Origin of the sequence: Telluria mixta (assembly GCF_029223865.1) — a bacterium.
Taxonomy (GTDB): Bacteria; Pseudomonadota; Gammaproteobacteria; order Burkholderiales; family Burkholderiaceae_D; genus Telluria; species Telluria mixta.
The window spans coordinates 2692222-2705972 of sequence record NZ_CP119520.1 but is presented as its reverse complement, the minus strand read 5'-3'; the positions used below and the strand labels follow the sequence as shown (position 1 = coordinate 2705972).

At 63.7% G+C, this 13751-nt stretch carries 11 protein-coding genes; 3 read left to right on the top strand and 8 right to left on the bottom strand.

Annotated features, from left to right (window positions below; genetic code table 11):
• Positions 1–3: 3 nt before the first annotated feature.
• Together P0M04_RS12050 and P0M04_RS12045 are read right to left on the bottom strand one after the other, a co-directional pair.
• Complete coding sequence (locus P0M04_RS12050; RefSeq protein ID WP_259450706.1) at positions 4–564, bottom strand: hypothetical protein; 561 nt, start codon at positions 562–564, stop codon at positions 4–6.
• 523 nt (positions 565–1087) lie between these two features.
• A complete protein-coding gene (locus tag P0M04_RS12045; RefSeq protein ID WP_259450705.1) occupies positions 1088–2236 on the bottom strand; it encodes a hypothetical protein in 1149 nt (382 codons plus the stop codon).
• A gap of 135 nt (positions 2237–2371) precedes the next feature.
• On the opposite strand from P0M04_RS12045, the gene P0M04_RS12040 reads away from it, so the two are divergent.
• A complete protein-coding gene (locus P0M04_RS12040) occupies positions 2372–2614 on the top strand; it encodes a helix-turn-helix domain-containing protein (RefSeq protein WP_259450860.1) in 243 nt (80 codons plus the stop codon).
• A gap of 107 nt (positions 2615–2721) precedes the next feature.
• Here the strand turns inward: P0M04_RS12040 and P0M04_RS12035 are convergent, their stop codons facing one another.
• Positions 2722–2937 (bottom strand): hypothetical protein, encoded by a 216-nt coding sequence (locus P0M04_RS12035; RefSeq protein ID WP_259450704.1) that lies wholly within the window; start codon positions 2935–2937, stop codon positions 2722–2724.
• A gap of 703 nt (positions 2938–3640) precedes the next feature.
• Positions 3641–4381: a substrate-binding periplasmic protein gene (locus P0M04_RS12025; RefSeq protein ID WP_259450703.1), complete on the bottom strand. Its 741-nt coding sequence runs from the start codon at positions 4379–4381 to the stop codon at positions 3641–3643.
• 242 nt (positions 4382–4623) lie between these two features.
• Between P0M04_RS12025 and P0M04_RS12020 the strand changes: the two genes are divergently transcribed.
• Positions 4624–7983 (top strand): MHYT domain-containing protein, encoded by a 3360-nt coding sequence (locus tag P0M04_RS12020; protein ID WP_259450702.1) that lies wholly within the window; start codon positions 4624–4626, stop codon positions 7981–7983.
• Positions 7980–9005, top strand: a complete 1026-nt coding sequence (locus P0M04_RS12015) for a response regulator (RefSeq protein WP_259450701.1) — start codon at positions 7980–7982, stop codon at positions 9003–9005. The genes P0M04_RS12020 and P0M04_RS12015 overlap by 4 nt, the downstream gene beginning before the upstream one ends.
• Here the strand turns inward: P0M04_RS12015 and P0M04_RS12010 are convergent, their stop codons facing one another.
• The 4 genes from P0M04_RS12010 to gmd are packed head-to-tail and all read right to left on the bottom strand — an operon-like array spanning position 9006 to position 13431.
• Positions 9006–10157 (bottom strand): glycosyltransferase family 4 protein, encoded by a 1152-nt coding sequence (locus tag P0M04_RS12010; protein WP_259450858.1) that lies wholly within the window; start codon positions 10155–10157, stop codon positions 9006–9008. It abuts the gene before it with no gap.
• A gap of 25 nt (positions 10158–10182) precedes the next feature.
• Positions 10183–11448: a glycosyltransferase family 4 protein gene (locus P0M04_RS12005; RefSeq protein WP_259450700.1), complete on the bottom strand. Its 1266-nt coding sequence runs from the start codon at positions 11446–11448 to the stop codon at positions 10183–10185.
• A complete protein-coding gene (locus P0M04_RS12000; RefSeq protein ID WP_259450699.1) occupies positions 11445–12386 on the bottom strand; it encodes a GDP-mannose 4,6-dehydratase in 942 nt (313 codons plus the stop codon). Before P0M04_RS12000 ends, P0M04_RS12005 begins: the two co-directional genes overlap by 4 nt.
• Position 12387: 1 nt before the next feature.
• Positions 12388–13431: a GDP-mannose 4,6-dehydratase gene (gmd, locus tag P0M04_RS11995; RefSeq protein ID WP_259450698.1), complete on the bottom strand. Its 1044-nt coding sequence runs from the start codon at positions 13429–13431 to the stop codon at positions 12388–12390.
• Between the last annotated feature and the right edge of the window lie 320 nt (positions 13432–13751).

The following is a 13751-nucleotide window of genomic DNA, read 5'->3' as shown; positions in this document are numbered from 1 at the left end:
ACTTTACCAAGTCTGGGGGCTTAATTCCTGCACCTGCGTGTCGCCGCTTCGCGCGAGTTTTTCGATCTTTAGCGCCCTGATCTCGTTATGACCGTCTGCCGGCACAGCTTTGAGTATGGCGACGGCCTCGTCAAAGCGACCTAGCTGGCGCAGAAGTTCGCCACGTTCAACTTGTTGGCTTGGGGCGCACTCGACGAGTTGTAAGAGCCGGCGCATGTTGAAAAGTGCTTCTTCCGCCAGCATGTTGTACGGCGTTAAAACCAATGGGCCGTTCTTGCCCAACCGCTGTTTATCGTTCCAAGCCCACCACAACCGTCGCCGTAGGTAAATTTCACGCTCGTCTGTGTTGCACGCAAGCGCCGCCAAGGCCTCCAAGAAGTCTTCTGCACTATGCAGAGGTACAATGCGGCAAGCATCTTTAATCTTTCGCGGTAACGCGATCCAGATCCGCTCATCGCGCAGCCGACCTTTTCTGTCACCAGTTAATCGATGCCATAGGCGTGCAACTATCCCGATCGTGTACGGCTCTTGCAGTGCAGGCATAGGGTTGTTGGCGTCTTCCACCCATACGACCCTGGAACAAGCTGGGCATCGACCCACAGGTGCTCCGATGAACGTCCACCACTGCTCACACTTCCCGTCTGACCAATCTGGCACGTCATCGTAGAAATGCAGGAAGGTCAGCACGGATCGCGTGAAGTAGCTTGCACATGCTGGGCATTGGTAAAGGGTGGGAGCGGATATCCGGGTCATGTTCTGTAGTGGGATTCTAGACCGTGTGACTCCGCCAAATACGTGCACAGCGCCGGCTGCTGCCGTACGCGCTCGGAGCGGTTGTCAGTCGCCGAACTTACGGGTCGCGTGCAGAAGATCACGGATCAGTTTAAAGCGACGGTCCCGGTTGAGATTGTGGATACGGTCGCGCACGTCCTGACATGCCAATAGTACCGACGTGGCCAGTGGCGCGACGACAAATGATCGCATCAACCTGATCCGGGAGGGGTTGCGGACTGATTATGTTGAAGCAACAATCTTTCGTGAGATATTCCATTGAGGTTGAGTCCTTCTTGACCGAGCAGCAATGATCTCAAATTAGATATTCTCGATTACTTCCTTTTGAACGATTAAGCCCTCTACTCAAAGGGCGGATGTTCGTGTGGTGGAACAGAGCAATTACATCTGCTCCACTTGTGGCAGCACTAAGCGGCCGGATATGATCGAGTTCCCATTCACCGTAATTATCCCAGTTCATCCATTCTGTAAACTGTCTAGCAATGTGGTGACGAAAGTAATCTATTGAGCATCCGAGTATGTCCTGCAATCTTGATGTTTTCTTATGCTTGTGCTTTTTTAATGTGTTACGCAACAAGGTTCTGATATTCCATTGCATCTTAAACAATGGATCAAATTTAACTCTTCCCAGCAATCGAGCGCGAACATCGGCTCGTCGGTTATATTCGACAGCTTTCAGTCGTCTAATCTCGCGCACATCAGGTCGCCGGTTTCGTGCAGCCTCATATTTAATTCGACGCTTACGAAACTCAGGATCGTTGGCATATCGTTCCTTATTGCGCATTCCAGAGCACACCACACATTCACCGTTGCCCGTATATCGTGGGCTGATGTGGCCGAGCTTACACATTTCGCCGATGAAGAAGCGTTTGAGGCCTTCTTTTATGGCTTCTGCCTGAGTAACATACGGCTGTTCTAGAAAAACATCATCGTCCAAACGCAATGCGCGCAATTGGTTCCACAATTTTAAAGCGCGCTTGCTATCGCTGCCAGACGTTTTGCGCCATTGACAGGCGACACAGCGTTGGTTAGCAACGTTTCGTTGATCAACATGTCCGAATGGACAAGGTTTTCCCGAGAAATACCTTGTACGTCCATTAGCCATCGCTGATTTGTGCGACTCGACCTCAAACAGCAATTCAAGCTGGGTAACGGTTGGCCATTCGGTGGTTAAAGGCACTGGGACCAATATAACGCGCTGGCCATCGCGAGACGGATCACTTTCAGCACGGTGACGACGGGCTGCAAGCCGATGACATTCTACGCAACGGTTTCCAATCACACGTCGTTGCGCGACGTGGCCATAGGGGCACGGCAAGCCGCTGAAATAGCGGGTCAGTCCGAGTGCCGCTGCGTTTTGACGACTAATAATCTCGGGCGCAACGACGAAGCCTTCGTTGCACGCTTCATCGCGGTTTTCCGCTGACAGCCGGTCTTCGAGCACCCTTCTTTGCACCATATTCCAGTGTTACCAAAGAACAATTTACTTTCGATTACCACGTGGCGGCCCGAGCTGAGATCGAACGAATGAGGAAGATAACCCGTGGAGCTGGACCAATCTTACCCGGAAGATTGGGACATGCCAATCAGTTCTCCCAACGCTCAGGAACCTGCGCTCATTGCCTTTGGCCGCGCAGTGCGTGCTGAGCGTACTGGACAAGGCGTCTCTCAGGAGGAATTGGCGTTACGCTCTGGCATCGATAGGTCGTACCTTGGGGCCATTGAGCGTGGAGAGCAGAATGCCGGACTGCTCCATCTCGTCCGCATCGCTGCCGCATTAGATACGCCGCTTGCGAAAATCTTGGCGCACGCTGGCCTGTAGCCTGCAACGTCTATGCTCGAGAACAAGCGCTCTGTTGAATACCCAGATTTGCCTTGTCGATCGGTTGTGGGACGCACTGCTGCCCGAGTTAGCGTTCGACAGAGCCATCAATCACCGTCTCGGTGAAGGTAGTCAACGATCTTCTGCATCAGCTTGCCCCAGATGGTGCGATCGAAATCTGAAAGCGCATAACGTGGGAACGGTTTGAACACGTATTCGGTACGAACACTGCCGCTGTCGGCGGCGGGACACCCTTCTTCACCGCAGGTTACACCTGTCGGTTCGCCATAAGATGGCCCAGTAGATGCAGCAGGTTCTGTCATCGTATCTCCGACGCGCACACATTTGTTCAGCCAAGGTGCAGAAGCAGACGGATATCGGCAACCGCCCATGCAAGCCTACCATTGACCCGCATGGGACGCAGTGGACCATCTTCATAACACGCCCACTTTCGCGGTGTCTGAGGTGTCCGGCCAAGCAGATCAGCCGCAGTTTTTGTGTCGACATGACTTCGCATTGCCAGCCGCTCCATCGCCGGCACAGCCACGCTTGGTTTGCCAGCTCCTGCATGGACTGCCTCAATCTGCCTTATCGCCCGCTCAAGCAACTCTACGCGCGCATCCAGGTCGAGGAGACCGTCCAAAGCCCCTATTAACGCACTGGCAGCGCGACCAAAGACAATTGCCGCGTGTGCAGCGTCCTGAAGGGCCGCTGTTGCATCGTGCACTGACTTGGAATTCGTCGACATAGCTTAGCTCCCAAGAGCGTCAGATAGCGGAAATTGTAGACTGGGCCGCTCACAAAATGGAAGGTCAGCCGCGCAAGCTGCCATGGTAAACTCTGCCCGTCGCGCTGGGCTGAGTCACGGCGAGATTGCGTGAGAGCGGGTGGCTACGCGAAGATTTGACGGTAGTTTTAGCGGTATCTCTGCAGGACGAAACGGCGAACTCTAGCATTCATGCGGGTTCCAGCCCACTTTTCGATTCCGGCCGGAGCACCACCCCCAAGTAGTTCCCTCGACACCCGCTACCGGGCCGGCACTCCCCAATCATCATACTTGTGCACGATCGCCCGTGACGTCCCGTCGCGTTCCATGGCTTCCAGCGAACCGTTCATGCGCGCGACGAGCGCATCCGGCACCGCGCGGTTGCAGGCCAGGTAAACGCGGATGCGGTTGAACACGAGGACGGGCACCACCTTGCCCGTATAACCCAGCCGGTCGAGCGTGAGGCTCCCGCGGCGGATGCTGGCGGCCCATAGGTCGATGCGGTCCATCATGAGCTTGCGGGGATTGATCAGGTCGTTCGGCGCGGGGTCAACCTTGAAGCCGCGCGCGCGCAGGAACTGGTCGCGCGCGTCGCCGTTGTAGGTGCCCACGCGGTAGGCGCGCGCATCGTCCAGGCTCTTCAGGTCGAAGCGGCGGTCGGCGCGGCCCATCAGGACCCACTCGGCCTCGCCGATCGGTCCGATCCATTTGAAATGCGGTTCGCGCTCGGGCGTGCGGGTGGTCGAATAGACGCAGGCGTCGCTGCGTTCCAGCGCGGCCGTGTACGCGCGCTTCCAGGGCAGCAGGTCGATCGAATAGGCGATGCCGGAGCGGGCCATGATCTCGCGCACCATGTCGGTACCGATCCCCGTCACGCGGTCGCCTTCGCGCATGCTGTACGGTGCCGAGGTCTCGGTGGTCAGGTACAGCCGCGGCGCCGGCTCCGCCCGCGCCCACGTGCAGGCCACCGCCAGCAGCGCGGCAAGAACTGTCGTTTTCATACGTTCGCACCCAGTGCGGGCGTCCCCGGCGGACTACCCGTGCAACTAGCATAACAGCAACATCGCGCACGCGGCAACGCGTGGCAACCCGACAACGCCGGGCGGCGAATGGTGGCGCCTTTGCGACAATTTGCGTGTTCACTTTGATATTTGATTCCCTTAAGCAAGACTTTATGCCATGGAAATGACATACTGGCGAGGCCGCGCTCAATTTCGTCATTCTCTCTAAAAATCACGCGATCATGCTGTCCGTGTTCACCCTCCCTTCCGATCCGTCGCTTCTCAGCTACGGCCTGTACACGCCCAAGCTGGTCGCGTTGTCCGTCCTCGTCGCCATCTTCGCTTCCTGGATGGGCCTGCAGATCGCCGGCCAGGCCGCCGCCAACCGCGCCCAGCGCTGGGTTGTGCTCGGCACGGGTAGCCTCGCGCTCGGCGCCGGCGTGTGGGCCATGCACTTCATCGGCATGCTCGCGTTCGACCTTTGCACGGAAGTCGACTACGATCCCTCCGCCACCATCCTCTCCAGCCTGCCGAGCATCGGCGCCTCGTTCGTGGCGCTGACCCTGATCGCGCGCGAGCGGCTGGGCGGCTGGGGCCTGCTGGCCGGCGGCGTGATCGTCGGCGCGGGCATCGGCGTCATGCACTACGCGGGCATGACCGGCATGCAGATGGGCCTGGAACTGCGCTACGACCCGTTCATGTTCGGCCTGTCGATCATCGTCGCCGTCGTGCTGGCAACGCTGGCGCTGTGGGTGCGCTTCGGCCTGTCCAGCCTGTCGCACCGGCTGAGCGAGCAACGCCGCCTGCTGCTGGCCGCCATCGTGATGGGTTGCGCGATCGCCGGCATGCACTACACGGGCATGGCAGCCGCGCGCTTCGTCGGCCACGTGGCGACGCAGACAACCCACAAGACCAGTACCTTCCTGGCGCTGGCGATCACCCTGATCACCGTCGCCTTTACCGTCTTCGTGCTGGCCGCGAACGGCCTGCTGCGCTACCGCCAGATGTTCCGCGAACTGTCGCGCAGCGAAGCGTGGATGCGGGCGCTGCTCACCACTACGGTCGACGGCGTGATCACGGTCGACCGCCAGGGCACTATCCGCGAATTCAATGCCTCGGCCGAACGTATCTTCGGCTGGCGCCGCGACGAGATCGTCGGCCAGAACATCCGCCTCGTGATCGGCAACGAAGCCGCGTCCGAGGAAGTCGGCCTGCTGCGCTCGCTGCGGACGGGACAAATCAGCCCCAGCGCGCGCGGTGCCGACGTGACGGGCCGCTGCAAGGACGGCAGCATCGTGCCGATCCGGCGCGCCCTCGGCCATGCGCGCCTGGACGGGCAGGACCTGTTCGTCTGTTTCATCACCGACATCAGCGACCGGCGCAAGATGGAACAGGCACTGCGCGCCAGCGAGCAGCAGTTCCGTTCGCTGATCGGCAACATCCCCGGCATCTCGTACCGCAGCAGCCTGGTCGAAGGCGAGGCGCCGATGCTGTTCATCAGCGATGCCGTCGAGCGCATCACCGGCTACCCCGGCCGCGACTTCCTGGGCGCGACGCCGCGCCGCACGTTCGCGCCGCTGATCCACGCGGCCGACCGCGTGCGCGTGTCGGAGACGATCGCCACCGCGCTGCGCGAGGACCGGCCGTACCTCGTCGAATACCGTTTATTGCACGCGGACGGCAGCACGCGCTGGATGTGGGAAAACGGCACCGGCGTGCGCAACGAGGCGGGCGAGCTGTGCTGGCTGGACGGCGTCATCCTCGACATCACGGAGCGGCGCGAGATGGAAGACGCGCTGCGCGTGGCGAAGGAAAACGCCGAACAGGCGGCCGCGGCGCGCGCGAGCTTCGTCGCCAACATGAGCCACGAGATCCGCACGCCGATGAATGCCATCCTCGGCTTCACCGACGTGCTGCTGGACGGCCAGTTGAACGTCGACCAGCGCCGCCACCTGGACACGATCCGCAGCTCGGGCCGCGCCCTGCTCCGCCTCCTCAACGAAATCCTCGACACCGCCAAGCTGGAAAAAGGCGCGGTGGAGCTGGAACAGAACGACTACAACCTGCTGTCGCTGATCGACGAACTGTCGTCGACCCTGGCGGCGAACGCGCGCGCCAAGGGCCTGCACGTCGACATCCATTACGATCCGGTGCTGCCGACCTGCCTGCGCGGCGACGAGCTGCGCGTGCGCCAGGTGCTCACCAACCTGCTCGACAACGCGATCAAGTTCACGGAACACGGCAGCGTCACCCTGCGCGCCGACCTGAAGGACGAACACCTGCACTTCACGATCAGCGACACCGGCATCGGCATCGCGCCGGAGCGCCTGTCCGCCATCTTCGAACCGTTCACCCAGGCCGACGCGTCGATGACGCGCCGCTTCGGCGGCACGGGCCTCGGCACCACGATCTGCAAGCAGCTGGTCGAGCTGATGGGCGGCCGCATCTGGGCCGAGAGCGAACCGGGCCACGGCACGACGTTCCACGTGGTGCTGCCGCTCGTGCTGGCGCGCTTCGCCCCGCAGCAGCCGCGCGTGCGCACCGCCGCCGCCCTGCCGCCGCTGCGCGTGCTGGTGGCGGACGACGTGCCGCAGAACCAGGAACTGCTGCAACTGTTGCTGGCGCGCCGCGGCCACACGATGACGGCCGTCGGCGACGGCGCCGCCGTCGTCGAGATCGCGGCCCGCGAGCGCTTCGACGTGATCCTGATGGATTTCCAGATGCCGACCATCGACGGCCTCACCGCCACGCGCATGATCCGCGAGCAGGAAGCCGTCGGCGGCCGTGCGCGCGTGCCGGTCATCGCGATGACCGCCAGCGTGCTGGCCGAGCACCGCCGCGCCAGCGTCGAGGCGGGCATGGACGGCTTCGCGAGCAAGCCGGTCGACTGGTTCGCGCTGTCGCACGAGATCGCGCGCGTGCTGGGCCTCGGCCCCGGCCACCAGGCGGACGACCTGCCGGCGCAGGAGCGTCATACCCTCAACCGCCATGCCGGCGTACGCCGCTGGAGCGGCAAGGAAGACGCGTGGCTGGAAGCCCTCGCCCACTTCGCCGCCCAGCACGACGGCCTCGGCACCACGCTCGCGGCCCAGGCCACGGCGGCCGACTACCGCGCGCTGCGCATGCACGCGCACAAGGTGCGCGGCATCGCCGCCAACCTCGGCCTGGAACTGCTGGCCGATGCGCTCGCCAAGCTGGAAGGTCTCGTCGACGGCGACAGCGGCAAGCTGTACCCGGGCGCCGAGTCCACGCTGGAAGCGTCGCTGGCCGACCTTGGCGGGCTGCTCGACGGCGCGCTGGACGCAATCCGCGCCGCCCTGCCCCAGCCGGCTGCCGCCGCCAAGCCGCAAGCAACGCGCCCCGCGGCCGACCTGGACCGCGCGCGCCGTGCCGGCAACGTGCTGCGCGACGCGCTCAAGCGCGGCGGCCTGGACGACGCCGCGCTGGCCGGCCTGGCCGCCGCCACGAGCGGCCATCCACTCGCCGCCCGCGTCGCGCAAGTCCACGCCGCCATTTCCGATTTCGAGTTCGACCTCGCCCTGCAACAACTTGACACCGTGCTGGCCGCCATCGACGAGCCGGCACAGGAGATCGCCGAATGACCACCGTCACCCAACCGCTGATCCTCGCGGTCGACGACGAGGCCAGCAACCTCCAGCTGCTGCGCCAGATCCTGCAAGACCACTACCGCCTGCGTTTCGCCAAGGACGGCCCGCGCGCGCTCGAACTGGCGCGCGAAGAGACGCCCGACCTGATCCTGCTCGACGTGATGATGCCCGGCATGAGCGGCTACGAAGTGTGCGCCGCCCTCAAGGCCGATCCGGCGCTGGCCGCCGTCCCCGTCATCTTCGTCACGGCGCTGAACGACACCAGCGACGAGGTGGAAGGTTTCGAAGCGGGCGCCGTCGACTACATCACCAAGCCCGTCAGCCCGCCGATCGTGCGTGCGCGCGTGCGCACCCACCTGTCGCTGGTGCGCATGGAAGAATTGCGCGCGTCGCGCCTGGAGATCGTCCAGCGCCTCGGCCTGGCCGCCGAATACAAGGACAACGAGACGGGCCTGCACGTTATCCGCATGAGCCATTTCGCGCGCATCCTGGGCCTCGCCGCCGGCATGACGGAAGCGGAGGCGGACGACCTGCTGCACGCCGCGCCGATGCACGACGTGGGCAAGATCGGCATTCCCGACCGCGTGCTGCTGAAACCCGGACCGCTCGATCCGGACGAATGGAAGATCATGCAGAGCCACGCGCACATCGGCGCCGAGATCATCGGCCAGCACGACCACGGCGTGCTGGCGCTGGCGCGCAACATCGCCCTCTCGCACCACGAAAAATGGGACGGCAGCGGCTACCCGAACGGCCTGGCCGGCAAGGATATTCCGCTCGAAGGCCGCATCTGTGCCATCGCCGACGTGTTCGACGCGCTGACGTCGATCCGGCCGTACAAGAAGGCGTGGACGGAAAGCGAGGCGCTCGACTTCCTCGTCAAGCAGAAGGGCAAGCATTTCGATCCCGAGCTGGTCGACCTGTTCCTCGGGCAGATGCCGGCCATCCGCGCGATCCGCGAGCGGTGGGCGGAGCAGGACGAGGTGCCGACGGCACCGATGCAGGTGGCTGCCTGATCAGCCGAGGCGCGGCGCGGCCGCAAGACGCACTTCCGCCCGGCGCGCCACCAGTTCCTGGTACAGGCGCGCATAGTTGTCGGCCATTTGCGCCGACGTGAACAGCTGCCAGTAGCGCGCCTCCGCGCGCTGGCCCATCTCCTGCGCCATGCGCGGATCGTTCCACAGCCGAATCATCGCGGCGCGCAGCGCCTCATGGTCGGACGGCGGCACCACCAGGCCGGTCTCGCCGTGCACGTTGATGTAGGTGGTGCCCGTGCCGATCTCGCTGGAGATCATCGGCTTGCCGTACATCGCGCCTTCCAGCAGCGAGATGCCGAAGGCTTCCGAACGCAGGTGCGACGGGAAGGCGACGGCATAGCAGAGCTTGAGCAGCGCGGCCTTGTCGAGGTCGTCCACGGCGCCGACGAACTGCACGCGTTTCAGGCCCAGGCGTTCGGCGTGCGCCTTCAGCTCCGCCTCGATCGGCCCCGCGCCGACGATCACGACCGGGTAATCCGTGCCGGCCACGGCGTCGAGCAGGATGTGGAGGCCCTTGTAATAGCGCAGCACACCGACGAACAGGAAGAATTTCGGACCGACCCGCGCGCGCCAGTGGTCCAGGCGTGCCTGGTCCGGTTCCGGATAGCTCGATTTGTCGAGGCCGAACGTGATCACGCGCGTCTTGTCGCGGTAGCGGTCGAGCACGGCCGACGATGCGAGGTAGTTGGGCGACGTCGCGACGATCGTGTCGACGCTTTCCAGGAACCGGTGCTTGAGCGGCTGGTACAGCTTCAGCAGCGCTTTCTGGCGCACGATGTCGGAGTGGTACGTGACGACGGTCGGCTTGTCGATGCGGGCGAGGAAGTGCGCCAGGTCCATGAACGGCCACGGGAAGTGGTAGTGCACGACGTCCGCTTCCGCCGCCATGCGCGCCAGCTGGGAAATGGCCTGCACCGACACGGCGTTCGACGCCACCTCGAAGTTCAGCGGCACCCGGTGCACCGTATGGCCTTCATAGTCGAACGGTTCCAGGCGCCGGTCGCGCGACAGCGACAGCACCTGGTTCGTGATGCCCAAACGCCCTGTTCCCACGCACATCTGACGGATGACCTGCTCGACCCCGCCGACCGAATCGGGGAAATAGGTCTTGTAGAAGTGGAGAACGCGCATGGGCTGGGACATGGAGACAGTCTGGTCAGAGTAAGGAGCGGTAGACGGCGGCGGTCTGGCGCGCCGTCGCGTTCCAGGTCAGCTGGGCGGCGCGTGCGCGCCCGGCCGTGATACAACGCGCCCGCACGGCGGACTCGCGCGCCAGCGTGAGCATGGCGTCGGCGATCGCGCCCGTGTCGAGCGGATCGACGTCCAGCGCCGCGCCGGCCGTCACTTCCGGCAGCGACGTCGTGTTCGACGCGACGACCGGCACGCCGGACGCGAACGCCTCGACGACCGGGATGCCGAAGCCTTCGTACAGCGAGGCGAACACGAACACGCCCGCGCCCGCGTACACATGGCGCAATTCGGTGCTGTCGGTGAGGCGGTTCAGCCAGACGACGGTCGCCCCATCCTGCACGGCGGCGGCGATACGGCGCAGCACCTCGTCCGAGCGCGCGCCGGCGCTGCCGACGATGACGAGCTGGCGCTCCGCGCGCACGGCGGGCGGCAGCGACAGATAGGCATCCAGCAGGCGTTCGACGTTCTTGCGGGGCTGCAGCGTGCCCACGAACAGGAAATACCCCGGACGCAAGCCATTGGCCTGCAGGGTCGTCGCCACGGCGTGCGCCGGCGGCGGCACCAGCCATTCTTCGCCCACGCCGCATGGCACGACGGTAATGCGGCGCTCGTCGATGCCGAAGCATTCGACCAGTTCGTCGATGGCGAAGTGCGACAGCGCGATCACGTGGTCGGCCTTTTGCGCGGCCTTGCGCTGCAGCCAGTTCTTCAGGCCACGCATACGCGGGTTGCACCACTCGGGATGCTTGACCGGCAGCGCATCGTGCAGGCTGGCGACCACGGGGCAGTCCATGCGCACGACGCGGTAGTCCGTCACGTGGAACACGTCGACGGGCATGTGCACGCGGTGCGCATCCGGGGTCAGGAGGTCGACGAAGGAGGCGCGTTCGAACGTATGGGGCAGTGCTTCGCCCTTCGTCACGGGACCGGCGCTGCGCAGGCGCGGCCAGGAATACGGCCGCATCGCGCAGCCGGCGTGCGGCAGGTGGCGCAGCAGCGCCTGCGTGTAGACGCCGATGCCGTCCAGGTGTCCGCCCGTGAAGGCCGGTTCGATCATGGTCGTGCCGATGCCGATGCGCAGGTCCGGCTGGACAAGCGCATCGTTTGCGGCCTCGACGGAACCGGGCAGCGCACGCAGGCGGTCCTGCAGGGCGGGCGTGCCGTCCGGTCGTCGTTTAGGGAGGCCGAGTTCGATCATGTTGGCGTCCAGGCCGGTCGGCACCCTGTTCACGCCTGGTACATCCAGCGCAGCGTCTCGACCAGCGGCATGGGCTCGACCGTACCGATCGTGGCTGCCAGCTTGGCGTTGCTGCCGGACAGCGTGAGCACCTCGTTGGCGCGCACGAAGGCGGGGTTGACGTGCACTTCGATGCGGTAGCCGGCGATGTCGCTCATCATGTCGATCAGGCTCTCGAGCGAGTGCGAGTGGCCGGAGCAGACGTTGAAGACTTCGCCCGCGGGCGCCGCCGCCAGCAGGCGCCGGTAGCTCTTCGCGACCATGCGCACGTCGGAAAAATCGCGCGCGATCGCCAGGTTGCCCAGCTCGATGCGGCGCGCGCCCTTGCGGAAGTGCGACACGATCTTGGGCAGCAGGAAGTTCTCGTTCTGGCCGACGCCCGTGTAGTTGAACGGCCGCGCGATCACGATCGGCAGCTTGTCCATCCACAGGCGCGCCATGTATTCCATCGCGAGCTTGCTGACCGCGTAATCGTTGGCCGGTGCGGGCGGCACGAATTCGTCGATCACGGGCACCGCGGCGTTGCCGTAGATGTTGGCGGACGACGCGAGCAGCACGCTGGACGGCTTGTGCGCGCCGTGCGCCAGCGCTTCCAGCAGGTTGCGGGTGCCGACCACGTTGACGCGGTACATCTGCTCGGCGTCGTTGTGGGCGACGAACGCGATGGCGGCCAGGTGGACGACCACGTCCGGCCGCACCTGTTCGATCACCGCGGCCAGCGCGGCGCGGTCGTTCAGGTCGACGGTGAAGATGTCCGGTCCGGTCTCGCTGCCCGGCAGTACCGTGCCGAACACGTGATAGCCCGCCGCGGTAAGCTCGCGTGCCATGTGGTAGCCGGTGAAGCCGCGCAGGCCGGTGATGAGGGCGCGTTTGCCCACGCCCTCCTGCGGCTCAGCGATACGGACAAGGTCTTCCGTGACCAGACGGTTCATGTCAGAACGAAAAACCGGTTTCGTTACGACGCAGGTCGGCGTCGACCATCATCTGGCACAGTTGTTCGAGCGACGTCTCGGCCTTCCAGCCCAGTTCGCGCTGCGCCTTGGACGGGTCGCCGATCAGCAGGTCGACCTCGGCCGGACGGTAGAACTTCGGCGACACGCGCACGAGCAGCTTGCCGGTACGGGCGCAGTGCCCCGTCTCCTGCTCGCCCTCGCCCTTCCACTCGACGTCCAGGTTGGCGCCGCGGAAGGCCATGGTGACGAAGTCGCGCACGGTCTCGGTGCGGTTGGTGGCCAGCACGAACGTATCGGGTTCGTCCGCCTGCAGGATGCGCCACATGCCTTCCACGTATTCGCGCGCATAGCCCCAGTCGCGCTTGGCGTCCATGTTGCCCAGCTCCAGCACGTCCAGCTTGTTCAGGACGATCTTGGCGACGGAATCCGTGATCTTGCGGGTGACGAACTCGCGGCCGCGCAGCGGCGACTCGTGGTTGAACAGGATGCCCGAGCTGCCGAAGATGCCGTAGGACTCGCGGTAGTTCACGGTCATCCAGTGGGCATACAGCTTGGCCACGCCGTACGGGCTGCGCGGGTAGAACGGGGTCGACTCGACCTGCGGCACGGCCTGCACCTTGCCGAACATCTCGGACGTGGAAGCCTGGTAGAAGCGCGCTTTCGGATGGACGATGCGGATCGCTTCCAGCAGGTTGACGGCACCGATGCCGGTGATCGAGGCGGTGGTCACGGGCTGTTCGAACGAGACGCCGACGAAGCTCTGTGCGGCGAGGTTGTACACCTCGTCGGGACGGCTGGATTCGATCAGGCGGATGCTCGAGGAGAGGTCGGTGAGGTCGTATTCGACGAGGTTCAGGTTGGGATGCTGCTCGATACCGAGTTCGGCGATGCGCCAGAAATTAACCGAGCTGGACCGGCGGAAGGTGCCGGTCACGTGGTAGCCCTTTTCCAGTAGCAGTTGCGCCAGATAGGCGCCATCCTGCCCGGTAATACCGGTGATCAGGGCCTTTTTTGTTGTTTGCATGTTCTTGGTGATCCAGTGGTGGTCCGTGGCGGCCGCCGCGATAGCCGAGGCGGGTCGGCATGCGGGATGTCAGCCGCGATGACGCGGACCATAAATTTCCGACAACTCCGCATTGTATCAGAGTGGTGCTTGCATCATTGCACGAAAGAAATCGTGCAAAATATACAATATGTACTCGTCTATTATCACCTGAAACTCCGCCAGCACGTCGCGTGATTACGCATTGTTACGAGTCACTCAAGCTTTATTACATATTCACGAAATGTCGGGAACTTCTACATTTCAATGACAAAAGGGCCTCGATGGGCCCTTTTGGGTTA